31 protein-coding genes are annotated in these 24,180 nt (G+C 65.0%); 19 read left to right on the top strand and 12 right to left on the bottom strand.

Translation table 11 applies throughout. The features are described 5' to 3' along the window. Nucleotides 1-54 precede the first annotated feature (54 nt). A complete protein-coding gene (locus tag ACP7BL_RS12845) occupies nt 55-267 on the bottom strand; it encodes a hypothetical protein (RefSeq protein ID WP_126845258.1) in 213 nt (70 codons plus the stop codon). 181 nt (nt 268-448) lie between these two features. Between ACP7BL_RS12845 and ACP7BL_RS12840 the strand changes: the two genes are divergently transcribed. Further along, entirely contained in the window at nt 449-631 is a 183-nt protein-coding gene (locus tag ACP7BL_RS12840; RefSeq protein ID WP_033965429.1) for a hypothetical protein, read from the top strand. A 1-nt stretch (nt 632) separates the two neighbouring features. On the opposite strand, the gene ACP7BL_RS12835 is transcribed toward ACP7BL_RS12840, so the two are convergent. Further along, nucleotides 633-1,268, bottom strand: coding sequence for a S24 family peptidase (locus ACP7BL_RS12835; RefSeq protein ID WP_426258510.1), 636 nt, complete (start codon nt 1,266-1,268; stop codon nt 633-635). Nucleotides 1,269-1,339: 71 nt separating this feature from the next. Between ACP7BL_RS12835 and ACP7BL_RS12830 the strand changes: the two genes are divergently transcribed. From ACP7BL_RS12830 to dcd, 6 genes are all read left to right on the top strand, one after another. Then, nucleotides 1,340-1,522 carry a hypothetical protein gene (locus ACP7BL_RS12830; protein ID WP_033965450.1) on the top strand — a complete coding sequence of 61 codons (183 nt, stop codon included), beginning with the start codon at nt 1,340-1,342 and terminating at the stop codon, nt 1,520-1,522. After that, a complete protein-coding gene (locus tag ACP7BL_RS12825) occupies nt 1,519-1,830 on the top strand; it encodes a hypothetical protein (protein ID WP_426258509.1) in 312 nt (103 codons plus the stop codon). Before ACP7BL_RS12830 ends, ACP7BL_RS12825 begins: the two co-directional genes overlap by 4 nt. A gap of 57 nt (nt 1,831-1,887) precedes the next feature. After that, nucleotides 1,888-2,370, top strand: a complete 483-nt coding sequence (locus tag ACP7BL_RS12820) for a UPF0262 family protein (protein ID WP_426258508.1) — start codon at nt 1,888-1,890, stop codon at nt 2,368-2,370. Between the two features lie 10 nt (nt 2,371-2,380). Further along, a complete protein-coding gene (locus tag ACP7BL_RS12815) occupies nt 2,381-3,064 on the top strand; it encodes a GH25 family lysozyme (RefSeq protein ID WP_426258507.1) in 684 nt (227 codons plus the stop codon). Continuing rightward, a complete protein-coding gene (locus ACP7BL_RS12810) occupies nt 3,061-3,525 on the top strand; it encodes a cytidine deaminase (RefSeq protein ID WP_341203586.1) in 465 nt (154 codons plus the stop codon). The genes ACP7BL_RS12815 and ACP7BL_RS12810 overlap by 4 nt, the downstream gene beginning before the upstream one ends. A 95-nt stretch (nt 3,526-3,620) precedes the next feature. Next, complete coding sequence (gene dcd, locus ACP7BL_RS12805) at nt 3,621-4,175, top strand: dCTP deaminase (RefSeq protein WP_010407963.1); 555 nt, start codon at nt 3,621-3,623, stop codon at nt 4,173-4,175. A 288-nt stretch (nt 4,176-4,463) separates the two neighbouring features. Here the strand turns inward: dcd and ACP7BL_RS12800 are convergent, their stop codons facing one another. From ACP7BL_RS12800 to ACP7BL_RS12785, 4 genes are all read right to left on the bottom strand, one after another. Then, complete coding sequence (locus ACP7BL_RS12800) at nt 4,464-4,892, bottom strand: ExbD/TolR family protein (protein ID WP_426258506.1); 429 nt, start codon at nt 4,890-4,892, stop codon at nt 4,464-4,466. Between the two features lie 30 nt (nt 4,893-4,922). After that, nucleotides 4,923-5,405, bottom strand: a complete 483-nt coding sequence (locus ACP7BL_RS12795) for an ExbD/TolR family protein (RefSeq protein ID WP_033965434.1) — start codon at nt 5,403-5,405, stop codon at nt 4,923-4,925. A 95-nt stretch (nt 5,406-5,500) separates the two neighbouring features. After that, nucleotides 5,501-6,286, bottom strand: coding sequence for a MotA/TolQ/ExbB proton channel family protein (locus tag ACP7BL_RS12790; protein WP_426258505.1), 786 nt, complete (start codon nt 6,284-6,286; stop codon nt 5,501-5,503). A 65-nt stretch (nt 6,287-6,351) separates the two neighbouring features. Continuing rightward, nucleotides 6,352-7,020, bottom strand: a complete 669-nt coding sequence (locus tag ACP7BL_RS12785; RefSeq protein ID WP_426258504.1) for an energy transducer TonB — start codon at nt 7,018-7,020, stop codon at nt 6,352-6,354. Nucleotides 7,021-7,242: 222 nt separating this feature from the next. Between ACP7BL_RS12785 and ACP7BL_RS12780 the strand changes: the two genes are divergently transcribed. After that, nucleotides 7,243-8,094 (top strand): hypothetical protein, encoded by an 852-nt coding sequence (locus ACP7BL_RS12780; protein ID WP_426258503.1) that lies wholly within the window; start codon nt 7,243-7,245, stop codon nt 8,092-8,094. Here the strand turns inward: ACP7BL_RS12780 and ACP7BL_RS12775 are convergent. The 3 genes from ACP7BL_RS12775 to ACP7BL_RS12765 all read right to left on the bottom strand — a co-directional run bounded on the left by ACP7BL_RS12775 (nt 8,091) and on the right by ACP7BL_RS12765 (nt 9,491). Continuing rightward, nucleotides 8,091-8,429 carry a Rossmann fold domain-containing protein gene (locus tag ACP7BL_RS12775; protein WP_033965437.1) on the bottom strand — a complete coding sequence of 113 codons (339 nt, stop codon included), beginning with the start codon at nt 8,427-8,429 and terminating at the stop codon, nt 8,091-8,093. The two genes, ACP7BL_RS12780 and ACP7BL_RS12775, sit on opposite strands and share 4 nt — an antisense overlap. Then, the gene (locus tag ACP7BL_RS12770) at nt 8,426-8,797 is read right to left on the bottom strand and encodes a dihydroneopterin aldolase (RefSeq protein ID WP_426258502.1); all 372 of its coding nucleotides are present in this window, start codon (nt 8,795-8,797) and stop codon (nt 8,426-8,428) included. Before ACP7BL_RS12770 ends, ACP7BL_RS12775 begins: the two co-directional genes overlap by 4 nt. 61 nt (nt 8,798-8,858) lie before the next feature. Further along, entirely contained in the window at nt 8,859-9,491 is a 633-nt protein-coding gene (locus ACP7BL_RS12765) for a glutathione S-transferase family protein (protein WP_426258501.1), read from the bottom strand. Nucleotides 9,492-9,601: 110 nt separating this feature from the next. Between ACP7BL_RS12765 and ACP7BL_RS12760 the strand changes: the two genes are divergently transcribed. From ACP7BL_RS12760 to ACP7BL_RS12745, 4 genes are read left to right on the top strand one after another with little or no spacing between them, the layout of a single operon-like run. After that, nucleotides 9,602-10,114 carry a GNAT family N-acetyltransferase gene (locus ACP7BL_RS12760; RefSeq protein WP_033965439.1) on the top strand — a complete coding sequence of 171 codons (513 nt, stop codon included), beginning with the start codon at nt 9,602-9,604 and terminating at the stop codon, nt 10,112-10,114. 42 nt (nt 10,115-10,156) lie between these two features. After that, the gene (locus ACP7BL_RS12755; protein WP_033965440.1) at nt 10,157-10,723 is read left to right on the top strand and encodes a DUF1285 domain-containing protein; all 567 of its coding nucleotides are present in this window, start codon (nt 10,157-10,159) and stop codon (nt 10,721-10,723) included. Continuing rightward, entirely contained in the window at nt 10,720-11,316 is a 597-nt protein-coding gene (locus ACP7BL_RS12750) for a CoA pyrophosphatase (protein WP_426258500.1), read from the top strand. The genes ACP7BL_RS12755 and ACP7BL_RS12750 overlap by 4 nt, the downstream gene beginning before the upstream one ends. Continuing rightward, nucleotides 11,304-12,527: a CCA tRNA nucleotidyltransferase gene (locus ACP7BL_RS12745; protein ID WP_426258499.1), complete on the top strand. Its 1,224-nt coding sequence runs from the start codon at nt 11,304-11,306 to the stop codon at nt 12,525-12,527. Before ACP7BL_RS12750 ends, ACP7BL_RS12745 begins: the two co-directional genes overlap by 13 nt. Here ACP7BL_RS12745 and ACP7BL_RS12740 read toward each other — a convergent pair. Together ACP7BL_RS12740 and parC are read right to left on the bottom strand one after the other, a co-directional pair. Next, a complete protein-coding gene (locus ACP7BL_RS12740) occupies nt 12,497-14,212 on the bottom strand; it encodes a putative bifunctional diguanylate cyclase/phosphodiesterase (protein WP_426258498.1) in 1,716 nt (571 codons plus the stop codon). The two genes, ACP7BL_RS12745 and ACP7BL_RS12740, sit on opposite strands and share 31 nt — an antisense overlap. 93 nt (nt 14,213-14,305) lie before the next feature. Continuing rightward, on the bottom strand, nt 14,306-16,552 hold the full coding sequence (gene parC / locus ACP7BL_RS12735; protein ID WP_426258497.1) for a DNA topoisomerase IV subunit A: 2,247 nt from the start codon (nt 16,550-16,552) through the stop codon (nt 14,306-14,308). Between the two features lie 66 nt (nt 16,553-16,618). On the opposite strand from parC, the gene ACP7BL_RS12730 reads away from it, so the two are divergent. The 7 genes from ACP7BL_RS12730 (at nt 16,619) to purQ (ending at nt 23,320) form a co-directional block, all read left to right on the top strand. Further along, nucleotides 16,619-17,524 (top strand): alpha/beta hydrolase, encoded by a 906-nt coding sequence (locus tag ACP7BL_RS12730; RefSeq protein WP_426258496.1) that lies wholly within the window; start codon nt 16,619-16,621, stop codon nt 17,522-17,524. After that, nucleotides 17,521-18,735, top strand: coding sequence for a kynureninase (kynU, locus tag ACP7BL_RS12725; protein WP_426258495.1), 1,215 nt, complete (start codon nt 17,521-17,523; stop codon nt 18,733-18,735). The genes ACP7BL_RS12730 and kynU overlap by 4 nt, the downstream gene beginning before the upstream one ends. Nucleotides 18,736-18,793: 58 nt before the next feature. After that, a complete protein-coding gene (locus tag ACP7BL_RS12720; RefSeq protein WP_137902641.1) occupies nt 18,794-19,714 on the top strand; it encodes a hypothetical protein in 921 nt (306 codons plus the stop codon). Nucleotides 19,715-19,861: 147 nt separating this feature from the next. After that, complete coding sequence (gene purC / locus ACP7BL_RS12715; RefSeq protein WP_010407920.1) at nt 19,862-20,641, top strand: phosphoribosylaminoimidazolesuccinocarboxamide synthase; 780 nt, start codon at nt 19,862-19,864, stop codon at nt 20,639-20,641. 4 nt (nt 20,642-20,645) lie between these two features. Further along, the gene (locus tag ACP7BL_RS12710; protein WP_426258494.1) at nt 20,646-22,337 is read left to right on the top strand and encodes a hypothetical protein; all 1,692 of its coding nucleotides are present in this window, start codon (nt 20,646-20,648) and stop codon (nt 22,335-22,337) included. 84 nt (nt 22,338-22,421) lie between these two features. After that, on the top strand, nt 22,422-22,652 hold the full coding sequence (gene purS / locus ACP7BL_RS12705) for a phosphoribosylformylglycinamidine synthase subunit PurS (protein ID WP_033964473.1): 231 nt from the start codon (nt 22,422-22,424) through the stop codon (nt 22,650-22,652). After that, entirely contained in the window at nt 22,649-23,320 is a 672-nt protein-coding gene (gene purQ, locus ACP7BL_RS12700) for a phosphoribosylformylglycinamidine synthase subunit PurQ (protein WP_426258493.1), read from the top strand. The genes purS and purQ overlap by 4 nt, the downstream gene beginning before the upstream one ends. An 84-nt stretch (nt 23,321-23,404) precedes the next feature. Here the strand turns inward: purQ and ACP7BL_RS12695 are convergent, their stop codons facing one another. Then, the gene (locus ACP7BL_RS12695; protein WP_126845241.1) at nt 23,405-24,133 is read right to left on the bottom strand and encodes a queuosine precursor transporter; all 729 of its coding nucleotides are present in this window, start codon (nt 24,131-24,133) and stop codon (nt 23,405-23,407) included. Nucleotides 24,134-24,180 lie beyond the last annotated feature (47 nt).

The raw sequence follows: 24,180 nt of genomic DNA, 5'->3' as shown, positions 1-24,180 counted from the left end.
CTAGCCCGGCTGCGCCCGCAGTGACAGGGGCTTAGTCGCCGATTTGGTCGCCGCTCAATGAACCGTGCCGACCGCACGGTCGGCCGAAAGCAACACGATCAGCCGCTCGATCTGCCGCCATCGACAAAAGTGCAGATAATTGCCGAGGTCGCGACTGCGGTCGGCGCGCGCCGCCGCCTCCAGCGCCGCCTCATCGCCAAATATCGTGATCAAATCGGTCGCATCGACGAAAGCGGCGCGGTCCGCGAGGTAAGGCAAGCAGGTCATCAACTCTCCGCGCAAATTTCTGGCCCGCAAGCGTGCAAACATCGAGGACACACGACCCGTGCCAGTTTCGCGAAAACGCGGCAATTCGGCCCCCATCAGGGTTAACGCGATCCACCAGACCGCACAATTCTCTCACGATGGGACGCTGGCGTCCTGCACCGGGACATGGCAAAGCGCCCGCATGGCACGCTCCCCCTCTCCCCGGACGCCGCTCGCGGGCGGTTTTTTGATCGCGATCGGTGCGATGGCAGGTGCCGGGATCGGGTTGTTCTCGCCGATCGGGCCGACGCGGGGCTTCCTGGTCGGGATTGCGCTGGGCGGTGCGCTGTCGCTCGCCCTGTGGCTTGTCGACCGACGCAAATAGCTCAACGCAACGTCCGCGACAGCCACACGACGCGACCGATCACGTCCACCGACGTCGAACGGATCGGAGGATAAACGGGATTGTCGCTGGAGATAACAAAGCCTTCGGCCACTTTCGCGACACGCTTGACCAACAGCACACCATCCCGCCGGAGCACGAAGATCGCCGGGCTCTCGCTGATCCGCGTATCGCGTTCGTCGATCACGATCTGATCGCCATCGGCAATCGTTGGCACCATCGAATCCCCACGCGCCCGCAGCATCGCCGTGCTGGCCGGGCGCAGCCGCAAATCGTCGAGCAAGCGGGGGTCGAGCAGCATGTCCGCCTCGCCCGGATCATCGTTCGCGATCGCCCCCGGCCCAGCCGACACCTCGACGTCCAGCCGTCGGATCGTCGCCATCGGCGTTGACGGCGGACCACCCAGTTCGGCCGCATCCACCCGGAAATAGGCCGCGAGCAGCGCACGGTCGCGCTCCGCCAGATCGCGCGGCGTCCCCCTTCGCACATATTGCTGCAGATAGGCATCGTTACGCCGCAGCATCCGCGACAGCGCGGCATAGCTCGCCGTGTCGCCATCGATCAGCGCCGCCAACCGCGCCCGGGGATCGCCTCGCTCCATATCCGACACGATAGCCATAGGAAATTTCCTAGACAAGTTGGAAAATGGAACATATCGTGAACTTCGGCGCGAATCACGGGAGATTGGACATGTCGGTGCTGCAAAAAATCGATCGCTATCTGAAGGCTACGGCAATGCCACCGACCAAGTTCGGACGGCTCGCAGTGCGGGACCCGCGGCTTGTCCACGACCTGCGGCGCGGTCGCGAACCCGGCCCGCGCATGGTACGCCGGATCGAGGCCTTCCTCGCCGAACAGCAGGCGCGACCATGAGCCGCGGCCCGGATGCCGCCACGCTGCTCCGCCGGGCGCTGGAACGCGATGCTCGCACGCAAGGATGTGCCATCACGATCGGCACCGTGCACAGCACACGCTGGGCCAGCGCGACCTTCGTCGGCGCACAACATCGGTTGACGCTGGATGCGCCCGACGATGCGGCGCTGGCCCGCTGGCTCGGTGCATTGGCCGAAGCCGAACTGACGCTGCGCGGACATCTTGTCGCCGATGCCACGGTAACCGCGCTCGCGCGGCACGGCGGATGCGCCGAGGCGACGATCGAAGTCCTGACGGTCGAGGCCTGACGCTTCGACCGGGCGCGATGGATTGTCGCGCGCGCGCCGCCCCGCTACGGCTGCGCCATGTCCGACCCGCGCATCATTGCCGTAACCCTTGACGAGCGCACCATCCTGTGGCGCTCGGCCGATATCGAACAGGAACGGCGGATCGCGATCTTCGATCTGATCGAGGGCAACCATTTTGCGCCGCAAAAGGCGTATCCCGACGGCTATGCCGGCCCGTACAAGATCGATCTGACGGTCGAGGAGGGACGGCTCGGCATCGGCATCCACCGCGAGGATGGCACCCATCTCGAAACCTACATCCTCGGCATGGGGCGCTTCCGTCGCCCGATCAAAGACTATTTCGCGATTTGCGACAGTTACTATCAGGCGATCCGCAACGCCACGCCCGCCCAGATCGAGACGGTCGATATGGCGCGGCGCGGCATCCACAATGAAGCCGCCGAACTGCTGAAAGAACGGCTGGAGGGCAAGATCGACATCGATTTCGATACCGCCCGCCGCCTGTTCACGCTGATTTGCGTCCTGCACATCAAAGGGTAAAGCGGGCAGCATGGGGCGTTGGAAAAAGCGGATCGGCCTGGCCGTTGCCGCCATCATCACCATCGGTGTGGGATATGCGGCAGGCTGGACCTGGATGCATCATTGGCGGCCGTCCGACAAATACGCCTTTCAGGGCGTCGATGTCGCCGAGGCAAACGGCGCGATCGACTGGTGGGCGGTGAAACGCGCCGGGGCCGATTTCGCCTATGTCCGCGTCACCAGTGGTGCCGACCGACGCGACGCCCGCTTTCAGGAAAATTGGGCTGGCCTCTATGAAACGGGGCTGCGCCGCGGTGCCAGCCACCTATATTCGATCTGCCGCCTCGCCACCGATCAAGCCAATCTGTTCAACACCACCGTGCCACGCGACGACAGCGCCCTGCCCGCCGCGCTCGAGCTCGATTTCGCGGCGGATTGCCCCACGCGCCCCGCCCCGCAGATCGTGCTCGACGAACTGCGCCGCTACATCACGATGGTCGAATCGCACACCGGCAAGCCGGTGCTGCTCAAGGTCAGCAAAGCGTTTGACGCGGCCTACGGCGTGACATTGGCAATCCCGCGTCCCGTCTGGGCGGTGCAGGATTTCTTTCCGCCCGATTATCCAGCAAGGCGTTGGCGGATGTGGCAGGCAAACGGCACGCGGCGCATCGACGGCGTCGACGGACCGATCCATTGGGACGTAGTAGCACCATGACCGAAGACAGCACCCGCGACACGCTGATCGCCGCCGCGCGCGCCGCCGCGCGCAATGCGCATGCCCCCTATTCGCGCTTCGCCGTCGGTGCGGCAGTGCTGCTGGCGGACGGACGGATCGTGACCGGGGCCAATTTCGAAAACGCCAGTTATGGCCTGTCGCTGTGCGCCGAGACGGTGGCACTCGCCACCGTCAACAGCGGCGGCGACTTGCGCCAGGTGGTCGCGATCGGCGTGATTGGCGGGGCGATGGACGCGGATGGCCGCCCGACCGGCAACGCCCCGGTGGGCCCCTGCGGGCGCTGCCGCCAGGTCATCAACGAAGCCGCCGATATGGCCGGGCGCGATATCCTCGTATGGTGCGGTGCGGCCGAGGGCGATGCGGTCGAGCGGCGTACCATTTCCGAATTGCTGCCACACGCCTTCGGGCCAAAGGATCTGGGCTTGGGCGCTGCTGAATAGCCGCGCGAGACGAACACGGCAGCCCCTTGCCCGCACCGCTATTTCCGGCGAAACGCGGGGACCGAAGACCGACACACCATAGGGGAATCATTCGCATGTCGATCATGTCCGACCGCTGGATCCGCGAGCAAGCGCTCGCCACCGGCATGATCGAGCCGTTCGTCGACGGGCAGAAGCGTGAAGGCTGCATCAGCTACGGGCTGTCCTCCTACGGCTATGACGCGCGCGTCTCCGACGAGTTCAAGATCTTCACCAACATCGACAGCGTCATCGTCGATCCCAAGGATTTTGCGGCGAACAGCTTCGTCGACCGCAAGACCGACGTCTGCATTATCCCGCCCAACAGCTTCGCGCTCGCACGCACGGTCGAATATTTCCGCATCCCGCGCGACGTGCTGGTGATTTGCCTCGGCAAATCGACCTATGCGCGCTGCGGCATCATCGTGAATGTCACCCCGCTGGAACCCGGCTGGGAGGGGCATGTGACACTGGAATTTTCCAACACCACCCCCCTGCCCGCCAAAATCTACGCCAATGAGGGCGCGTGCCAGTTCCTGTTCCTCGAAGGCAATGAGCCGTGCGAGACCAGCTACGCCGACCGTGCGGGCAAATATATGGGCCAGCGCGGGGTAACGTTGCCGCGGCTGTAAGCGGGCCAAAGTCAACGGAACGCCCCTCCTGCGTAAGGGGGGAATATCAGAATCCGCTCTTCAGAGCTGAGTTGCTGTTCCGCGAACGACCGCCGTCCGTTCGTTTTGAGCGAAGTCGAGAAACCTAGCACAGCGCGTGGCGCTGTTTCTCGACTTCGCTCGAAACGAACGGGCAAAGCATGGTCTTTCCGCTCCTGCGGAGCGTCCATCCAATACCCAGCAAACACCGCGCACAAAAAAGGCGGCCCCGAAGGACCGCCCTGATTGTGCATCGACAGATCGCGACGATCAGAAGTCGTTACGATATTGCTCGTTGCCGATGAAGCCGAGCTTCGAGACGTTCGAGCGCTTGATGATCGCCAGAACCTTGTCGACCTTTTCATACTTCGCTGCCGGGTCCGGCTGGAAGTGCAGCTCGGGCTCGGGGTTGAGCTGGGTCGTCTGCACCAGATATTGCTGCAGCGTCGCCTCGTCGGTCCGCGCGCCGTTCCACAGGATCACGCCGTCCGGCTGGATGACGATCTTGTTCTTTTGTGGGTCGACGTCAGGCTTCTTCGCGGATGGATCATTGATCGGAAGATCGACCTTCACCGCGTGCGTCTGGATCGGAATGGTGATGATGAACATGATGAGCAACACGAGCATGACGTCAATCAGCGGCGTCGTGTTCATGTCCATCATGGGCTCGCCTTCGGCGCCGCCACTGCTGATTGCCATGTCAAATACTCCTTGGTGCTACCGCACGCATTACGCCGACGGGCCACCCGTGGGGGGCGGTTCCGAGATGAAGCCGACCTTGGCAAAACCAGCCGATTGCATCGTGTAGATCGCGCCACCGATGCAGCGATACGGCGTGTCCACGTCACCGCGAATATGTGCCTCGGGCAGATCTTCGGTCGTCAGATTCTGAGCGCCGCCAGCCTTTTTGACAATCTCTTCGAGCTTGTCGGTCGCGCGCTTGAGCAGCTCTTCGTGCGTAACCCGCGTCAAACCCCAATAGATGGCGCACTTGCCGTCGCTATCCTTGGTGATCGAGAGCGAGACGTTCTCGGGCTTGGTCACGGTCGGGTCGTACCGCACGTCCGGCAGCTTCAGCTTGACCGACTGCACGATCGCCGGAACCGTGATGAGGAAGATGATGAGCAACACCAGCATGACGTCGACGAGCGGCGTCGTATTGATGTCGGACATCGGGGCGTCATCGCCGCCGCCACCTGTACTAATCGCCATGAAAGGCCATCCTATTCGTATCGGTCAGGCCACCCGATCGAGCCGGGCGGCGAAAGAAACGGGGCCGCCGCTGGGAGCGGCCCCGTTCGGTACTCTTAGACGCGGGTCTGCACGCCGCCAGCCTGGCCAGCCGTGGTCGTGGCAGGCTTCGGCGCAGTTGCGGTCGGAGCCTTCTTGCCGGGAGCGGCCGGACGAACCGCACCGTTCGAGGCGAGATAGCCGAGCACGTCGGTCGAGAAGGCGCTCAGGTGCTCCGCAATCGCCTTGTTACGGCGCTGCAGGAAGTTGAAGGCGAGCACGGCCGGAACCGCGACGACCAGACCGAAGGCGGTCATGATCAGCGATTCACCGACCGGACCTGCGACCTTGTCGATCGATGCCTGGCCAGCCTGGCCGATGCCGATTAGCGCGCGGTAAATACCGAGCACCGTACCGAACAGACCAACGAACGGTGCGGTTGCGCCGACGGTTGCGAGGAAGGCCAGACCGCCACCGAGCTGCGAGTTGATCGCCGCTTCCGAACGCTGCAGCGAGCCGTGCAGCCAGTCATGCGCTTCAACCGGGTCGGTCAGGCGCGAATGCTGTTCCTGCGCTTCGATGCCGTCGTCGACGATCTGCTTGTAGGCCGAGTTCTTCTCGAGCTTGGCAGCGCCTTCGCGCAGCGAGTTCGCATTCCAGAAGGTCGCACGAACGCGACGGCCCTGGTTGATGATCTTCTGCTGCTCGAACAGCTTGGTGAACAGGATGTAGAGCGTGAAGAACAGGAAGATGGTCAGGATTGCTGCCGTCGTCCAGGTGACGGGGCCACCCTGCTTCATCGCGTTCATGAAACCGAAATTGTCGGCAGCCGATGCACCGGCGGCAAGAATGGTGGTGGACATTGCGAAGACTTCCTTCTCGAAAAATGCCCGTGCGCCTCACCCCGGAGCACGCACGGGTGGATGGTTTATTCAGGCAAGCGCCAAACGACGTTACGCGAAGACGACGAGCGGATTGGATTGCCAGCGCCGTCCAGAGCAGGCGAATACCGCCCACGCCGCGTAATGAGGGAACACGCAGTACGATCGAGCGCAGTGTTGCCGCTCGATGCGACCACGACGCAGTTCTCGACACGTCCGGCGGTGTTGATTTCCCACTTGATCTTGCTCGTGCCCTGCGCCTGCGCGTTCAAAGCGTCAGACGGATAGTCATCGTTCGAAATCCAATCATTGGGATTACCCTTTGGGCCGGCCTGCTTGCTGATGGTCGGAGCCGGCGGAGCAGCAACCGGAACAGGGGCCGGCGCAGCGGCGCGCGGCGTAATCACCAACGCGGGCGGCGGAACGGCAACCGAGACCACAGGAGGGGGCGGAGCCGTAACGCGCACGATCGGCGGCGGCGACACGACCGGCGGGGTCTGAAGCTGCGGCTGCTCGGGCGGCGGGGGCGGCGGTTTGTCGGGTGGCGGCGGCGGTGGTTCGACGACGTCGAACGTGTTCAGCTTTTCGGTAACCTTCTTGATGTATTTGAAGGTCAGACCGTTCACGAAACCCCACGCGAACAGCGCGACAATGATCGACACGATCACGATCGAAACCACGCGGCTGCCACTCGTATTGCGATCAGCGTAAGCCATTCAGAAACGAAACTCCTCTTTTCCGGTCACGACGGTCCAAGCCGATCCGTAACGTCCGCTCGTTATTCCGGCCTGCCATGGGCTAATATATCCTGGACAGGCCCAACCTCTATCGCGCCGAAAACAACGACGCAAACGCTTTGTCTCACGCAACAAACGTACAACCGCCGCATGGCAGAATTATTTCTGTATAAAAATTGCTTCCTCGGATACCCGTTGGGAATGCCAAAGTTCCCAAAAATCGCCCTGACCGCCGCAATTGTCGGACTTTCCGCCCCATCCGCCGTTGCGGCGCAACATGCTCCGATAGCTACGGAAAGCACCGCGCCATCGCCCGCTTATGCCGATTATGCAGATCTCGTCGTCGCGGCTCCGGTCATCGTCGATGCGACCGTTCGCAGCACCGTCCGGCTCAAGCCGACCGATTCGGCAGGCCTCTCGCCCACTATGGCGCGCCTTTATGTGGAAGCCGACGTCTCGGCACTGATTCGCGGCACCGATGCCATGCCCGCGCGGCTTGGCTATACGCTGGACGTGCCGCTCGACGCCCATGGCCGCGCGCCGCAATATCGCAAGAGCCGGGTGTTGCTCTTCGCCCGCGCCGTGCCCGACCAGGTCGGGCAGATCCAGCTCATCCGCCCCGACGCCCAGCGCGGATGGTCGGCGGCTGGCGATGCGTTGACGCGGCGAATCGTGCGCGAAACGCTCGCCCCCGACGCACCGCCGACGGTGACGGGCATCGCTAACGCCTTTCACACGCCGGGTGATCTGCCCGGTTCGGGGGAAACGCAAATCTTCCTGTCGACGGCGGACAACCGCCCGATTTCGCTGACGATCGAGCGAAAGGCGGGCGAAGCGCCGCGCTGGTCGGTCGCCTTGAGCGAAGTGGTGGATGCCGCCGCGCCGCCGCCGCCGCGCGACACGCTGTTATGGTATCGGCTGGCGTGCAGCTTGCCCGCAACCTTGCCCGACGCGGTGCTGCACTCGTCCGGCGACGATGCGACGGTCGCCCGCGAGGATTATGCCTTGGTCATCACTGCGCTCGGGGCCTGCGATCGCGGCGGACGCTCCTAATCGCGTGCGCCGATGCGCAACACCTGGCCAGTCGAAGATGTCGCCGCTGCCAGAAAGAGCGCGGCGGCGAGGACATCGTCCGCACACGCGCCATCAGCGAGATCGAGCGCGGCCACGCGCATAGTTGGTGCGGCGTCGATCGCGATCGGGCCAATGCCTGCGATCAGCAATGCCCGGTCCAATTTTGGGACGGTTTCGGCAATGATGAGCAACGCCAATCCGCTATCAGCCCGCGAATCGGATACCGTATGCCGGAGTTCGGCCAGCGCAGCGGCATCGGCGGCGATCACGACGCGCGCCTGCCCTGCCAACGCCGCGGCCACCGCCTGCGTCACCGGCGGTTCCGCACCAACGTAATTCCGATCGATTCGTCCGCCTCGGCGATGGCCAGCTTGACGATCGACACCTCGACCCGCGTTACACGCGCATCTTGCAGGAACAGCGTTTCGCAAATGTGCTCGGCGACCGCCTCGACCAGCGTGAAATGCACCCCGGTCGGCAGGGCGGTGGTCGCGGCATGTTTCAGATCGAGATAGTTTTTCGAGGCTGACAGCGGCGTATCGGGATCGAAACGATCGGGCACCTGCAAATCCACCGTCAGCGAAATGCGCAGCGGTTGCGGCAGATGCGTCTCCTCCGAATAGATGCCGGTCAGCACCATCACTTCGAGATCGTGGACGTTCAGCGTCAGGCGGTCGGTCAAATCTTGCCCTTCTTGTCGATATGGGCGCGCGCCATAGCAGATCGCGGGCGCAGAGGAACCGTCACGCGGCGGCGCTGCTCCGGGCGGATGCGGCGGCGTGCCAGCGGCGAAGATGGACGAAGCCCGCCGGCACCGTCAGTCGCGCGGCCTTGGCGAAATCGATCGTGACCAGCGCCGAGATATCGGCGAAGCTGTAGCCGTCGGTGGCGATCCAAGCGCGCCCGGCGAGATGGGCATCGAGTGTTGCGGTAAACGCCGCCCACAAAATACCGCCGCGTTCGGCCAGTTCGGGAATTTGCGGGATGGCGGGCCACTTGCCCGCAACACCCCGATCGCGAAACGCCTCGCGCTGGTTGCGCAGGACATAAACCGCCGCAGCATAGCCTTCCTGCTCGATCCGCCGCGTCCACGATTCGATCCGCGCAATGTCCAGCGCGCTTTCGCCGAACAGCGAAGGTGCTGGCTGCAGCGCCTCGAAATACCGGCAAATCGCCGACGATTCGCACAGCACCTCGCCGGAATCGAGTTCGAGCGCCGGCACCACCCCGCGCGGATTGATCCGCAGAAAGGCCTCGCCCAAATGTTCATCGCAGCGCAGGTCGACCGGCACGCGGTCGACCTCGATTCCCTTTTCCGCCAGATAGATGCGAACGCGTCGCGGGCTTGGTGCCCAGGCGGCATCATAAAGTTTCACGAAGACTCTCCCCATTCGCCTTGCGTTCAGCGCGGTGGAGGCTAAAGCGCGCGGCCCCTTCGGTCTATGGGCCCGTTCCAGCGGGACACCGAGGGGACGAGGAAATCGCCGTGATCGAATATGTGCCGATTGCCGATGTTGCGCCCGCTGCGGTCGAGGGATTGCTCGACCGTGCCTTCGGCGCGAACCGACAGGAGCGCACCGCCTATCGCATTCGCGCAGGGATGGAGGCGATTCCGGCCCTGAGCTTCGCAGCGCTCGACGATGGCGCGTTGGTCGGCACGATCCAATGCTGGCCGATTCGCTTTGTCGGGGATGACGGGCGCGACGTGGCGATGGTGCAGCTTGGCCCGGTCGCGGTCGAACCCGGGCGGCAGCAAGGCGGCATCGGGCGCGCGCTCACCGCGCAAGCGCTTGCGGCGGCGGAGGGTGCTGGCCTGGCGGATGCAATCACGCTGATCGGCGATCCCGAATATTATGGCCGCTTCTTCGGTTTCGATGCCGCGCGCACGGCGGAATGGCGCGTGCCCGGCCCGGTCGAGCGGCATCGTCTGCTCGCGCGCGGCGACAAAGTGCCGAGCGGGGCGGGCCTGCTCGCGCCACGGATCGTCGCGCTGGCCTGACGCGGGTTTACGCAACGACCCGCCTGCCCTACCGCCGCTGACATGCCGATGGAGCCGATCCCCGATCTCGCCGCTTTGTCGCTCGCCGACATTGCGCGCCTTGCCGAAGCGCGCAAATTGCCGCCGGTCGAGCGCTGGAATCCCACGCATTGCGGCGACAGCGAAATGCGCATCGCGCGTGATGGCACCTGGTTCCATCAGGGCTCTCCGATCGGGCGAGAGGCGATGGTGCGGCTGTTCTCGACGATCCTCCGGCGCGAAGCCGATGGCGGCTATGTTCTGGTCACCCCGGTCGAGAAGCTCGACATCGTGGTCGAGGATGCGCCGTTCGTTGCGGTGGAAATGAAGGTGTCGGGCGAAGGCAAAGTGGCGACGCTCACCTTCCGGCTCAATACCGGCGATCTGGTCACCGCCGATGCCGATCATGCGCTACGTTTCGAGCCGCGCGAGGATGGTCCGCGCCCCTATCTGCACGTGCGTGCCGGGCTCGACGCGGTGGTGGCGCGCACAGTTTATTACGAGTTGGCGCAACGGGCGATCGACGGTGGCGACGTGCCGCCCGGCGTGTGGAGCGCAGGCGCATTCTTCCCGTTGGAGCCCTCCGCATGACGCTCGTGTCCCGTTTGCAGCAGGCGCTCGCCAATGGCCATGCCGATACGGTGCTGTTGACCGGCGACCATGTCGATCCCGATGCGATCGTCACCGCGCTGACGCAGGCCGCGGTGCTGATCCCGGTCACCGATCGCACCGAACCGGGCGTGATCCTGACGCGGCGCACCGATACGCTGTCGCGCCATGCCGGGCAGATCGCTTTCCCCGGCGGACGGATCGATCCGGGCGACGACGGGCCGGTCGCCGCCGCGTTGCGTGAAGCCGAAGAAGAAATCGCCTTGCCGCGCACCTACGTCCGCATCGTCGGCGAGGCCGACCGCTATCGCACCGTCACCGGTTTTGAGGTGACGCCGGTGATCGGCGTGGTGCCGCCCGATCTGGCGTTCATCCCCGCCGCCGCTGAAGTCGCCGAAGTGTTCGAGGTGCCGCTCGGCTTCCTGCTCGATTCGGGCAACCATATCGAGGCGAGCGTCGAGTGGCAGGGCCGCAACCGCCATTATTACGAGATTTTCTGGGGCGACCATCGCATCTGGGGTGCCACCGCCGCGATGATCGTCAACCTCTCGCGGCGACTGCGATGGACGGCCTGACGCTGCCCGACGCGCCCTGGCGGCAGCGCGCGGGGATCGCCGAATTGTGCGCGGTGCTCGGGGCCGCGCGCGGCGAAGCGCGCTTCGTCGGCGGCGCGGTGCGCGATTCGCTGCTTGGGCTGGACGTTGCCGATGTCGATCTGGCGACGCGCCACCCGCCGGAGGATGTGATCGACCTGCTCGCCCGCGCGCGGATTCGCGCGGTGCCGACGGGCCTTGCCCATGGCACGATCACGGCGGTGCTGGCGGATGGCTCTCCGGTCGAGGTCACCACGCTGCGCAGCGACGTTGCAACCGACGGACGCCACGCCACCGTCGCCTTTACCGATGATTGGCGGGAGGATGCCGCGCGGCGCGATTTCACGATCAACGCGCTCTATGCCGATCCGCAAACGGGCGAGATCTTCGATTATTTCGATGGCCTTGCCGATCTGGCGGCGCACCGCGTGCGCTTCATCGGCGATCCGTTGCAGCGCATCGCCGAGGATCATCTGCGCATCCTGCGCTTCTTCCGCTTCCACGCGCGCTTTGGCGATATGCCGGATGCGGCGGGGCTGGACGCCTGCACTGCGCGCGCCAATGATTTGATGGCGCTGTCCCGCGAACGGATCGCGGCGGAGCTGCTCAAGCTGCTGGTCGCCCCCAATGCGGTGGCGACGCTACGGTTGATGGTCGAGCGCGGAATCTTCCGACCGGTCCTGCCCGAAATCACCGCCGAGGGCGTCGAGGCGCTGGCCGACGTCGCGGGCAGCGAGACACTGGCGGGCCTCAGCCCCGACCCGATCCGTCGCCTCGCCGCCGCCCTGCCGCGCGATGCGAAGATTGGCGAAGACGTCGCCGCACGGCTGAAACTGTCGAATGCGCAGCGCAAACGCATCGTCTCGGCGCTCACGCCCGATCTCGCCGCCCCGCAGGCGCTCTCCTATCGCCTGGGCCAGGAAGGCGCGATCGACCGCGTGCTGCTGCATATCCCGGCGGCGATGGAGCGTGTGCTGGCGGTGCGCCAGATCCTCGATTGGGTTGCGCCGAGCTTCCCGGTGAATGGGGGCGCGATCGTCGCGCGCGGGGTCGACAAGGGGCCGGATGTCGCGCGGTTGCTCAAGCTGGTCGAACATCAGTGGATCGCCGAGAATTTCCCCTCAGCCGAGCGTGCCAACGCCATTGCCGACGCCGCCGTCGCTCAATTCCTGAGCGATTCCAGCATCGCATAGGCAGCCTCGACTTCCAGCGGGCGGGCGTAAAGATACCCTTGGCCATAGGTGCACCCCAACGCCGCGAGCGTCTGTGACAGTTCGTTGGTCTCGATTCCCTCGGCGGTGGTCTTCATGCCGAGCGCCTGGGCGAGCGACAGGATCGCGCGCACGATCGCAATCTTGTCGCGGTCGGCGAGCATTCCCGTCACGAAGCTGCGGTCGATCTTGAGGATGTCGATCGGTAGTTTCTGGAGATAAGCGAGGTTGGAATAGCCCGTGCCGAAATCGTCCATCGCGATGGTGGTGCCAAGCGCCTTCAACGCGTGCATGATGCCGGCCATGCGGTCCGGGTCGGTTACCAGCGCGCTTTCGGTCAGTTCCAGCGTAAAGCGCGATCCGTCCAGCCCGTAGGCGGCAAGCGCCGATTGCACGACCGGCGCGATCGCATCGCGCTGCAGCTGGATCGCGGACAAGTTGACCGCGAGCTTGACCCCGCAATCGCCGCCCATCCGCGCATCCCACTGCGCCAGCGTCGCCGCCGCTTCCTGAATAGCCCAGCGACCCAGCGGAACGATCAGCCCCGATTCTTCGGCCACGGGGATGAAATCATTGGGCGAATATTCGATTCCCGCCTCGTCGCGCCAGCGCGCCAGCGATTCGAACGACACCAGCCGCCCGGTCGCGAGGTCGCAAATCGGTTGATAGGTCAGCCGCATCTGCCCGCGCTCGATCGCGCGGCGCAGCGCAGTTTCCATGCCGAATTGCTCGCGCGCAATGTCGAACGCCTGGGTCTGATACGCCTCGGTCTTGCCCGTGCCCTTCGAGCGTTTTACCGCAAACTGGGCGTGCCGGATCAACTCCTCGCCATCGTCGATCGCCGCCGTGCCGAACGCGATACCGATCGAGCAGGCGACACGAATTTCGAAATCGGACAGGCGGAAGGGGGTGGAAAGCGCTCCCTGGATGCGCTTGGCGACGTGGTCGGCGTCGCTTGGGCCATCCTCCAACGTCAACAGAATCCCGAATTCGTCACCGCCGGTGCGCGCCAGCACGTCCTGCGCGCGCAAGGCCCCCTTCAAGCGCCGGGCAACCGTGATCAGCAACTCGTCCCCGGCCATCGATCCCAGGCAGGCATTTACGCGGCTGAAACGGTCGAGATCGACGACCAGCACCGCATAGTCGGTGCGCGACGCGGGATCGTCCAACAACGTCTCGAGTCGATCGCTGAAACCGGCCCTGTTGGGCAAGCCGGTCAGGCTGTCGGTCAGCATTTCCCGACGCAGATTGTGTTCGGTGCGCAGCTCGGCGGTCTGATCGACCAGAATCAAGACACACCGCTGATCGGCGTTGCGCGCCAGCCGCGCCAACGTTGCCTGATAATAATGGCAATCGACGGCGTCGCCATATTCGACCTGGAACTCCGCGCGCAGCGAATCGCCCCTGATAAACGCCTCGATTCGTCCCTCGATTTGCCCGACCAGCGAGCGCCGACGATCGCCAATGCCAAGACCCGCCATTTCATAGGCACGATTGACCGCTATGACCGCGATGCCGATGTCCTGCAGCGACAGCATCGCTGCGGGGATGGGAAGCAACTCAATCACCCGCGAGGCGAGCATGAGCGATGGCGCGTCAGCATTATCCTGCGTCAGCGCATCCGCCGCAGTTGAGAGGGCCAAAACAGGGTGCGGAACGAGCGCCATTGCCGTGACGGTAGCGTCAAATCGTTAAGAACCCGCTCAACCTTCCGATTTTTCAGTACGTTGGTGAAATGACACCGTTGGCATTTGCGCCCGCTAGAAGCGGTTGTCGCGGGGGAATCCATTGGGTGGCATTCGGCCGGCAGCACCGCGCGCGGCACGCCACGGCGCAAGATCGGTTTCGGTACGGATGCGGCCGCTCTCGCCGCCCATCGGCCAGCTCAATCCTTCGGCAAAAACGAAGGCGATCGCGTCGGATAGCCCTCCATCCCGGAAGCGCATCAGCTGCACCCCCTGCCCGCGCGCCATCTCTGCCAGCTCGGACAGCGGAAACACCAGCAAGCGCCGATTATCGCCTATTGCAGCGATATAATCCGCCTCGGGCGCAACCGGGCGGACGACCTTGAGCTTGGCCCCGATCCGCGGCGTCACCACGGTCTTGCCCTTGCGCGTCTCCGCGAGGATGTCGGCGGTGCGGACGATGAAGCCGCGACCGTCACTCGCCGCGACCAGCAGCTTCTCCGAAATGCCGGCGCGGAAGATCCCTACGATCCCGATTTCACCATCGAGATCGATCATCAACCGCACCGGCTCGCCAAAGCCGCGCCCGCCGGGCAATTTGTCGGCCGCGAGCGTGAAGAAGCGCCCGTTTTCGGCGGCGACGATGATCTTGTCGGTGGTGTGCGCGGTGAAGTCGAACAGCGCCGCATCGCCTTCCTTGAACTTCACCGCGGCGAGCCCGGCGGCATCGACATGCCCCTTCATCGCGCGGATCCAGCCGCGCTGCGACAGGATCACGGTAATCGGCTCGCGCTCGATCATCGCCTCGAGCGGGATATCACGCGCCGGGGCCGCCTCGGCGACGGTGGTGCGGCGCTTGCCGAGCTTGGTCTCGGGGCCATAGCGCTCGCGCAATTTGGTGAAGTCGCGCTTCAGCCGCGTGCGCTGCCGCGCCTCGCTGCCGAGCAGTGCCTCCAGCCCGGCCCGCTCCGCTTCCAGCGTGTCGCGCTCCTTGCGCAACTCCATTTCCTCCAGCCGCCGCAAGCTGCGCAGCCGCATGTTGAGGATTGCCTCGGCCTGGCGCTCGTTCAGCTCGAACTCGGCCATCATCACCGGCTTGGGCTCATCCTCGGTGCGGATGATCTCGATCACGCGGTCGAGATTGAGATAGGCGACGATATAGCCGTGCAGAAGCTCGATCCGGTCGGCGATCTTCGACAGCCGGTGCGTGGTGCGCCGTTGCAGCACGATGAACTGATGCGCCACCCATTCCTGCAACGCCTGGCGCAGGCTCATCACGCGCGGGGTGCGGTTGGCGTCGAGCACGTTGAGGTTGAGGCTGAAGCGGACTTCCAGGTCCGACATCTTGAACAGGCTTTCCATCAGCATGTCGGCCTCGACCGTGCGGCTGCGCGGTTCGATGACGATGCGGATTTCCGAATCCGATTCATCGCGGATGTCGGCCAGGATCGGCAGTTTCTTGTCGTTGACGATCGCCGCGATCTGCTCGATCAACTTGCCCTTCTGGATGCCGTAGGGGATTTCGGTGACGATCGCGTTCCAGGTGCCGCGCCCCTGATCCTCGACATGCCAGCGCGCGCGCACGCGAAAGCCCCCGCGCCCGGTGGCATAGGCCTCGGCAATCGCCGCCGGGCTGTCGACGACCAAGCCACCGGTCGGGAAATCGGGGCCCTTGATATGCTCGAGCAGCGCCGCATCCTCGGCGTGCGGATTGTCGATCAGCAGGATCGCCGCGTCGAACAGTTCGGCGGCGTTGTGCGGCGGGATGCTGGTGGCCATGCCAACCGCGATTCCCGCCGCACCGTTTGCGAGCAGGTTCGGGAAAGCTCCAGGGAAAAGCTCGGGCTCCTGCTCTTCATTATTATAGGTGGGTTTGAAGCCGACGGCGTCTTCGTCGAGCCCTTCCATCAAATCCATGGCGACTTGCGTCAGCCGCGCCTCGGTATAGCGGAAGGCAGCGGCGTTATCGCCGTCGATATTGCCGAAATTCCCCTGCCCCTCAACCAGCGGATAGCGCACCGAAAAATCCTGCGCGAGCCGGACCATCGCGTCATAGACCGAGGAATCGCCATGCGGATGATATTTGCCGATCACTTCGCCAACGACGCGCGCCGATTTCTTATAGGCGGTGTTCGGGTCCATCCGCAGTTGGCGCATCGCCCACAACAACCGGCGGTGCACCGGTTTCATGCCGTCGCGCACGTCGGGTAGCGAACGCGCGGTGATCGTCGACAGGGCATAGACCAGATAGCGGTCGCTGAGCGCGCTATCGAAGGGTGAGTCCACGATGGCCTGGAAGGGATCGGTCAAATCGGTCGGCATAGCTCCGCGATAGCAGCCGCATTCGCAGGTGGCGAGATGGTCGCGTGGCGATTACACCCTGCGGACATGATCCGGTTGCTCTCGCTTGCCCTTCTCACTTTGCCCGCAGGTGCCATGCCCGATACTCCGCGCACGCCCGAACCGCCCTTGCTCAGCTGGCCCGACTTGACCGGACGGGCACAGCCGAAGCCCGATGCGACGATCGCCTATGGTACGGATGCACTGCAAAAGGTGGACGTGTGGCTCCCCGCAGGGGTCGGCCGCCATCCCGTCGTGCTGATGGTGCATGGCGGCTGCTGGACCACCAGCATCGCCGACCGCAGCCTGATGAACTGGATCGCCGACGATCTTCGCAAAAGCGGGATCGCGGTGTGGAATATCGAATATCGCGGGGTGGATCGTCCGGGCGGGGGCTATCCCGGAACCTTTCTCGATGCCGCGACCGCCGCCGACGCGCTCGCGTCCCACGCCGAGCCCTTTCATCTCGACACTACCCATATCGTCGCGGTCGGCCATTCGGCCGGCGGACACCTGGCGCTGTGGCTGGCCGGACGGTCGCGCTTGCCCAAGGACAGCCCCTTGTACAGCGCCCACCCGATCAAGATCAGCCATGTCGTAAGCCTCGGCGGGTTGCCCGATCTCGAAGCGACCGCCGCCAGCCCCGACAATGGGTGTGGCACGGACGTTGTGTCGCACCTGGTCGGCAAGCCCGGCACCCGCAGCGATGTTTATGCCGATACCTCGGTGCCGCGCCTACTGCCGCTCGGCGTGCCGCAGGATTTGGTGAACGGACGGGCCGACGCGATCATTCCGCTGCGCCTCGGCACCGGCTATGTCGACCAGGCCCGCGCCAAGGGCGACCGCGCCGCGCTGCACATTGTGGAGCGTACCGGCCATGTCGAACTGATCGCGCCGGAGACGGCGGCCTGGGCGCAAGCTAAGGCGCTGATCCGCAGCGCGCTGGCCCAATGACGCGCGACGAAGCGCGCGCGCGCGACGCCGCCGATCCGCTGCGCGGCTATCGCGACCGGTTCGCGCTGCCCGAGGGCGTGATCTATCTCGACGGCAATTCGCTTGGCCCCTTGCCCAGCGACACCGCGCCCGCGCTCGCCGACATGGCCGGGCGGCAATGGGGCGAGCGGCTGATCCGCAGCTGGAACGAAGGCTGGATCGACGCCCCGCAGCGCATTGGCGGCAAGATCGCGGCGCTGATCGGTGCCGAGCCCGACGAAGTGATCGTGGCGGATTCGACCTCGGTCAACCTGTTCAAGCTGCTCGTCGCTGCGCTTCGCCACGATCCCGCGCGCCGCACCATCGTCAGCGAAACCGGCAATTTCCCGACCGACCTGCACATCGCCGAGGGCGCGGTCGGCTGCGTGGCCGGTGCGCGGCTGAACGCGGTTGCGCGGGGCGCGCTCAGCGGTGCGATCGACGGCGACACTGCGGTCGTCCTGCTCACCCATGTCCATTACAAAACCGCCGAGCGCTTCGACATGGCGTCGTGGACCGCCGCTGCCCATGCCGCCGGGGCGCTGACACTATGGGACCTTAGCCACAGCGTTGGCGCGGTCCCGGTCGACCTCAATGCCGCCGGAGCCGAGCTCGCGGTCGGCTGCGGCTATAAATATCTCAATGGCGGGCCCGGTGCCCCGGCATTCCTGTTCGTCGCACGCCGCTTGCAGGAACGCTTGGCGAGCGCGCTATCGGGCTGGATGGGCCATGCCGCGCCGTTCGATCTTACCGATGCCTATCAACCGGCCAGCGGCATGAAGCGATGGCTGGCGGGCACCCCTTCGATGCTGGCGATGGCGGGACTGGAGGCGGGAGTCGACCTGTGGCGCGACGTCGATCAACAGGCGGTGGCGAAGAAGAGCGCGGCGCTGTTCGACCAATTCGCCGCCATCGGTGCGCGCCTGAACCTCGAATGCGTCAGCCCCGCCGATCCCGAACGGCGCGGCAGCCATATTTCGTTCCGCCATCCCCAGGCCTATGCGCTGTGCCAGGCGCTGATCGCGCGCGGCGTGATCGGCGACTTTCGCGACCCCGACATTGTGCGCTTTGGCCTGACTCCGCTCTACCTCGGATTCGAGGACGTATGGCGCGCCGGAGCGATCCTCGGGGACATCCTGGCAAGCGGCGCGCACCATGACCCAGCCTTCGCACAACGCAATGCGGTGACCTGACCCAGCGTGCCCTGCGGGTCCAAAACTGCTATGCGGTCGCGGGCATTGGGGGTGGACGATGCGATTCGCTAGGCTTCTCGCAGGATTACTGTTGCTTGGCGGATGCGATGGGGTCTCCGCACCCGGCGGCCCGGGATCGACCGCATCTGGTAAAGCCGCCGCGCTGCCCGCGCCCGACGGCGGGTTCGACTATCGCTACGCCTTCCGCCTGCCTGCCAGCCGGATCGAATCGGTGCAGGAAAGCCACGCGCGCGGTTGCGATCAGCTCGGCCCGGCGCGGTGCCGGATTACGGCGATGCGCTATACGGTCGGTACCGATAACGAGATCGCCGCCGCCCTCACGATGACGCTCGACCCAACGGTGGCGCGTGCCTTTGGCAAGGCCGCTGCGCAGACGGTGAACGCCGCGCACGGCACGATGACCGACGCCACCATCGCCGGGACCGACGCGGCCAACGGGAGCGGGCGCGGCGGAGTCGTGCTGGCGCGCCTGCGCGACGCCCTGGCCAATGCCGAATCCGGCGCTCGCGGCGCGACCGCCCCCGAACAGAAGGGACTGGCCATCGCCAAGGTCGATCGATTGCGCAGCGCGATCGCGACGATCGGCGATGTCGATCAGGGGGCCGCTGGTGCCACCGCGAGCGTGCCGGTGCTGTTCCAATACAGCTCCAACGGCGGAATCCCGGGAATCGGGGCGTCGCCCGCCGCGACCTTTGAAAGCGCTGGCGACACCTTTCTGGCGTCGCTCGCCGGGCTGCTGGTGGTGCTGGCTGGGATCGGGCCGTGGCTGGCGTTGCTGCTTGGCGGCGCGTTGCTGCTCCGCTGGATTTTGGCGCGAACCGAGGGCGCTGCCGCCCCCGTCCTGCCCCCGGCCCCGCGACAGGACGACGGTGGACACACCGGCATCGTCCAGCGTTGGTTCCACCACGAAACACCGAAAGCGCACGAGACCCGCGAGGAACACGAACCGGTTGCGTAACGGGCGAAGCGCCGCGCCCTGCGCCCAAGCTGATTGCACCGCCGCCGCGCATTCGATATAGCGGAACCCTTACCGCCCCGGCCCGCGTTCCCCGCGTCGCCGGGGCCTATCGTTTTCAGCTTTTGGTTTTTAGGGGTATCCGCGCACATGGCACGCCGCCGCCAGATCTACGAAGGCAAGGCCAAGATCCTCTATGAGGGGCCTGAGCCAGGGACGCTGATCCAGTATTTCAAGGATGACGCAACCGCCTTCAACGCCCAGAAAAAGGGCACGATCAGCGGCAAGGGCGTGCTCAACAACCGGATTTCCGAGCATATCTTCACCCTGCTCGGGCTGATCGGCGTACCGACGCACTTCATCCGCCGCCTCAACATGCGCGAGCAGTTGATCCGCCAGGTCGAGATCATCCCGATCGAAGTGGTGGTCCGCAATGTCGCCGCCGGATCGATTTCGACTCGACTCGGCATTGAGGAAGGCACCCAGCTTCCCCGCACGATCATCGAATATTATTATAAGGACGATGCGCTCGGCGATCCGATGATCACCGACGAGCATATCGCCGCGTTCGGCTGGGCCGGGCAGGAAGAGATGCACGACATTGCCGACCTGGCGATTCGCATCAACGATTTCCTGTGCGGGCTGTTCGCCGGGATCGGCATTCGCCTGGTCGATTTCAAACTCGAATTCGGGCGGGTGTGGGACAATGATTATCCGCGCATCCTGCTCGCCGACGAAATCAGCCCCGATGGCTGCCGCCTGTGGGACATGACCACCAACGAGAAACTCGACAAGGATCGCTTCCGTCGCGATCTCGGCGGTGAAGTCGAAGCGTATCAGGAAGTTGCGCGCCGTCTCGGGCTGCTGCCCGAAGGGGCCGACAATGCCGTGCTCGATCTCGAAAAGCATCGGCTGAGCAAGGGCAAATAAGCACATGGCGGGGTGGCGGCAGCTTCGGGCCGCCGCCCCGGCGGCTGTGTGGCCCTATGCGGCACTGACCGTCGTCTATCTGCTGAGCGTGCTGCGCGTGGTCGGCTGGGCAGGCCTCACCGACCCCGCAGCGCTGTACTGGCATGATTGGCAGGACCAGTCGCTCTACGTGCGCTCGGCGACCGCGCTTGCGACCGGCGATCTGGCCCCGAGCCAGCATTATTACCCGCTGCTCTATCCGTTGCTCGGCCTGCCCTTCCTGCAGCTGTGGCCGAGCCAGCCGTTTTTCCTCGTCAATCTGGCTTGCTATCTACTGGCCTTTGGCGGCTTTCGCAGCGTGGCGCGCAGTTTTGGCGTGCCGTTATGGGGGGCCGTGCTGCTCTTCGCCGCGACGACGCTCGCGCAATTCGACATTGCCAAAGTGTGGATCGAACCGTGGACGAGCACACCGGCGGCGGCGCTGCTGTGGTTGGCATTGGGGGCGATGGCGCAATTGTGGGAAGAGGCTTCCTCTTCCCGCTCTCTCTTCACCCTTCCCCGGCCCTTGCTACTTCCCCGGCGGGGGCCTGGGCCCAGTCGCGAGCCGGTTATAGGCTCGGACAGCGCTTCCTTACGATCCACACCGCAATTGGGCCCCGGCCTGCGCCGGGGAAGCGTTGAAGAGAAGCGCGCGCAGGGCGGATCTCGCTCGCCCGCGAGCATCCTCGGCCTGGCGCTCGGCCTGATCCCGTTCGCCCGTCCCGGCGACGTCATCATCGGCGCGATCATCGCGCTCGCCGCAACGGCCGCGCTGATCCGCGCTCGAGACGGGCGCGCAGCCCGCTATGCTGCTACCAGCTTTTTCCTGTCCTTCGGTGCATTGGCCACGCTGTTCGTGGCGATCTACGGCTTCGGCCCAAGCCCCTATATGCTCTATTCGGCGCAATATGGCTTCAACTTCAGCTGGCTCGGCTGGAAGGCCTATGTCCTGCTGGTCGAGCCGCGCGCCTGGTTCGGCGAGGGTGTCGGGTTGCTGGATGCGGCACCGTGGCTGCTGCTCGGCGGGGCCGGGATCCTCGTCGCCTGGTGGACCCCAGCTGCAAGGCGGCCGGTGACGCTCGCGGTCGCTGCGGCGGGTGCGGTCTATGTCATCCTGATGCTCGCTTATGTCGATTTACTGCCGACCGGGCTGTGGCGCTTCAACAATGTCCATTATTTCAAATGGGTGCTCCCGCTGTTCGGGCTGTTCGCCCTGCGTTTCGTGCTCGATGCGTGGCGGCGGCCGGTGACCCTGGTCGCGCTGCTGCCGATTTTGCTCGCTCTGACGATCCGGATCGACCCCGTACCAGTCGAGGCCCATCAACCCGCGCGGATGGTGGTGTTCCCGGCCCCGGTCGGGGCCGCGTGGACGCCAACCTATTTCGCCACCGCGTGGTTGACCGACGCGCGCGGCGAGCAACGCAACTCGTTCGATTACCATCAGATCTTGATCGGCAATCGGGTGCGCGCGGTCGCTTTACGACGCCCGTTCGCAGGCGATGAGCGCTGGATCGGCGACGACCATGTCCGTGCGCAATTGGAGGGGCGCGATACCGGCGGCTATGCGCCGCTCTATCTCACCGGCCCGTGGCCCAAGACCGCGCTCGCCCGCTACGGCGCGCGGATATCCTTCGGCCTGCCCCATTGGTTCGAACCGCGCGAGACCGCGCGCCACTGATCCCTGACGCCACACGACGCTTGCGACACGGCGCGCACGGGGCCATAGGGTGCCGCGCTAACGACCAGCAGCCAGGATATGCCCATGAAGCTCCGCATTTTCGTCACGCTGAAGCCCGGCGTGCTCGATCCGCAGGGCCGCGCGATTCACAAGGCTCTCGGTGGCCTCGGCTTCGGCGGCGTCAACGACGTCCGCGCCGGCAAGCTGATCGAACTCGATGTCGCCGACGATACCAGCGACGAGCGGATCGACGCGATGTGCCGCGAATTGCTCGCCAACACCGTCATCGAAAACTATCGGATCGAACGCGTATGAAGACCGCGGTCATCGTCTTTCCCGGCTCGAATTGCGACCGCGACATCGCGACCGCACTGCACGAGGTCAGCGGCGTCGCGCCGACGATGGTGTGGCATGCCGATAGCGATCTGCCCGATGGCGTCGGCCTGATCGCGCTGCCCGGCGGCTTTTCCTATGGCGACTATCTGCGGTCGGGCGCGATCGGCGCACGCTCGCCGATCATGCGCGCGGTGACGGCGGCGGCCGAGCGCGGCGTGCCGGTGCTCGGCATTTGCAACGGCTTTCAGGTGTTGACCGAGGCGGGGCTGCTGCCGGGCGCACTGATGCGCAATGCCGGGCTCGATTTCGTGTGCCGCGAAGTCGCGCTGACCGTCGACAATGCACAAAGCGTGTTCACCAGCCGCTATGGCGCGGGCGAGCAGATCATCATCCCCGTCGCGCATCATGACGGCAATTATTCAGCCGATGCCGAAACGCTCGACCGGCTGGAAGGCGAAGGCCGCGTCGCGTTCCGCTATGCCGAGCCCGTCAACGGCTCCGCGCGCAACATTGCGGGCGTGCTCAATGCCGCTGGCAACGTGCTCGGCCTGATGCCGCATCCCGAACGCCGCATCGAAACTGCGGCGCATGGCGGCAATGATGGACGGCGGATGTTCGAGGGCTTGCTGGAACTGGTCGGGGCGTAAAGACGGACCGAATCGGTCTTCTGCCCCCTTCCGAACGGTTGACGGAAAAGGCATTCCTCTCTCAACACGCGAACCGCATCGATCCTAAATCTGGAACGGTGAAAAGTCCGTCCCGCGGTCGTAAACATCCACGCCCTCGCTGCGCTTCAGCACGTTGACCACCAGATAGGTCACCGGCGTCAGCAGCACTTCCCAGGACACTTTCAGCACGAACTGGCTGAGCATCACCATGCCGATCTGCTCGACCGGCCAATCCGCCAAGCCGTAAAAGGCGATCGGATAGAAGATCAGGCTGTCCGCCCCCTCCCCCACGATCGTGCTGCCGATCGTGCGCGTCCACAGATATTTGCCCCCGGTGGCGATCTTCATCTTGGCGAGCACGAAGGAATTGAGCAGATCCCCCACCCAGAAGGCGGTGATCGACGCCAGGATGATCCGCCAGCCCGCGCCGAACACGCGTTCATACGCCGCCTGCCCGTTCCAGCCCTGGGCGACCGGCAGATGCACCACGGTCCATTCCATAACCGCCATGAACAGCAACGCGCCGAACCCCGCCCACAGCGCGCGCCGCGCGCGGGCATAGCCATACACCTCGGTCAGCACGTCATCGATGACATAGGAGATCGGGAAAAACAGGATCCCCGCACCGAACGGCCAAAGCCCGATCCACGGCAGGTTGATAACCGAGCGCTTCTCCGCGCCGATCACGTTCGACAGCAGCAGGATAACGACGAACGCCACCATCACGAAATCGAAATAACGGAACTGCCGCCCGGCCAGATCGCGTGCGTTGATGCTCTGTGGTGTCGTCATGCGGATCCGCCCCTGCCCTCGCCGGGCGGTTATGAAGGCCGTTTCGC

This window comes from Sphingomonas sp. DC1600-2, from assembly GCF_049897605.1.
In the GTDB taxonomy this organism is placed as follows: Bacteria; Pseudomonadota; Alphaproteobacteria; order Sphingomonadales; family Sphingomonadaceae; genus Sphingomonas.
This window is presented reverse-complemented; position numbering and strand designations above follow the sequence as displayed.

Coding starts and splice junctions, on each gene's coding strand:
- ACP7BL_RS12845 (WP_126845258.1), bottom strand. CDS start 267: ATGACCTGCTTGCCTTACCTCGCGGACCGCGCCGCTTTCGTCGATGCG.
- ACP7BL_RS12840 (WP_033965429.1), top strand. CDS start 449: ATGGCACGCTCCCCCTCTCCCCGGACGCCGCTCGCGGGCGGTTTTTTG.
- ACP7BL_RS12835 (WP_426258510.1), bottom strand. CDS start 1,268: ATGGCTATCGTGTCGGATATGGAGCGAGGCGATCCCCGGGCGCGGTTG.
- ACP7BL_RS12830 (WP_033965450.1), top strand. CDS start 1,340: ATGTCGGTGCTGCAAAAAATCGATCGCTATCTGAAGGCTACGGCAATG.
- ACP7BL_RS12825 (WP_426258509.1), top strand. CDS start 1,519: ATGAGCCGCGGCCCGGATGCCGCCACGCTGCTCCGCCGGGCGCTGGAA.
- ACP7BL_RS12820 (WP_426258508.1), top strand. CDS start 1,888: ATGTCCGACCCGCGCATCATTGCCGTAACCCTTGACGAGCGCACCATC.
- ACP7BL_RS12815 (WP_426258507.1), top strand. CDS start 2,381: ATGGGGCGTTGGAAAAAGCGGATCGGCCTGGCCGTTGCCGCCATCATC.
- ACP7BL_RS12810 (WP_341203586.1), top strand. CDS start 3,061: ATGACCGAAGACAGCACCCGCGACACGCTGATCGCCGCCGCGCGCGCC.
- dcd (WP_010407963.1), top strand. CDS start 3,621: ATGTCGATCATGTCCGACCGCTGGATCCGCGAGCAAGCGCTCGCCACC.
- ACP7BL_RS12800 (WP_426258506.1), bottom strand. CDS start 4,892: ATGGCAATCAGCAGTGGCGGCGCCGAAGGCGAGCCCATGATGGACATG.
- ACP7BL_RS12795 (WP_033965434.1), bottom strand. CDS start 5,405: ATGGCGATTAGTACAGGTGGCGGCGGCGATGACGCCCCGATGTCCGAC.
- ACP7BL_RS12790 (WP_426258505.1), bottom strand. CDS start 6,286: ATGTCCACCACCATTCTTGCCGCCGGTGCATCGGCTGCCGACAATTTC.
- ACP7BL_RS12785 (WP_426258504.1), bottom strand. CDS start 7,020: ATGGCTTACGCTGATCGCAATACGAGTGGCAGCCGCGTGGTTTCGATC.
- ACP7BL_RS12780 (WP_426258503.1), top strand. CDS start 7,243: ATGCCAAAGTTCCCAAAAATCGCCCTGACCGCCGCAATTGTCGGACTT.
- ACP7BL_RS12755 (WP_033965440.1), top strand. CDS start 10,157: ATGCCGATGGAGCCGATCCCCGATCTCGCCGCTTTGTCGCTCGCCGAC.
- ACP7BL_RS12750 (WP_426258500.1), top strand. CDS start 10,720: ATGACGCTCGTGTCCCGTTTGCAGCAGGCGCTCGCCAATGGCCATGCC.
- ACP7BL_RS12745 (WP_426258499.1), top strand. CDS start 11,304: ATGGACGGCCTGACGCTGCCCGACGCGCCCTGGCGGCAGCGCGCGGGG.
- ACP7BL_RS12740 (WP_426258498.1), bottom strand. CDS start 14,212: ATGGCGCTCGTTCCGCACCCTGTTTTGGCCCTCTCAACTGCGGCGGAT.
- parC (WP_426258497.1), bottom strand. CDS start 16,552: ATGCCGACCGATTTGACCGATCCCTTCCAGGCCATCGTGGACTCACCC.
- ACP7BL_RS12730 (WP_426258496.1), top strand. CDS start 16,619: ATGATCCGGTTGCTCTCGCTTGCCCTTCTCACTTTGCCCGCAGGTGCC.
- kynU (WP_426258495.1), top strand. CDS start 17,521: ATGACGCGCGACGAAGCGCGCGCGCGCGACGCCGCCGATCCGCTGCGC.
- ACP7BL_RS12720 (WP_137902641.1), top strand. CDS start 18,794: ATGCGATTCGCTAGGCTTCTCGCAGGATTACTGTTGCTTGGCGGATGC.
- purC (WP_010407920.1), top strand. CDS start 19,862: ATGGCACGCCGCCGCCAGATCTACGAAGGCAAGGCCAAGATCCTCTAT.
- ACP7BL_RS12710 (WP_426258494.1), top strand. CDS start 20,646: ATGGCGGGGTGGCGGCAGCTTCGGGCCGCCGCCCCGGCGGCTGTGTGG.
- purS (WP_033964473.1), top strand. CDS start 22,422: ATGAAGCTCCGCATTTTCGTCACGCTGAAGCCCGGCGTGCTCGATCCG.
- purQ (WP_426258493.1), top strand. CDS start 22,649: ATGAAGACCGCGGTCATCGTCTTTCCCGGCTCGAATTGCGACCGCGAC.
- ACP7BL_RS12695 (WP_126845241.1), bottom strand. CDS start 24,133: ATGACGACACCACAGAGCATCAACGCACGCGATCTGGCCGGGCGGCAG.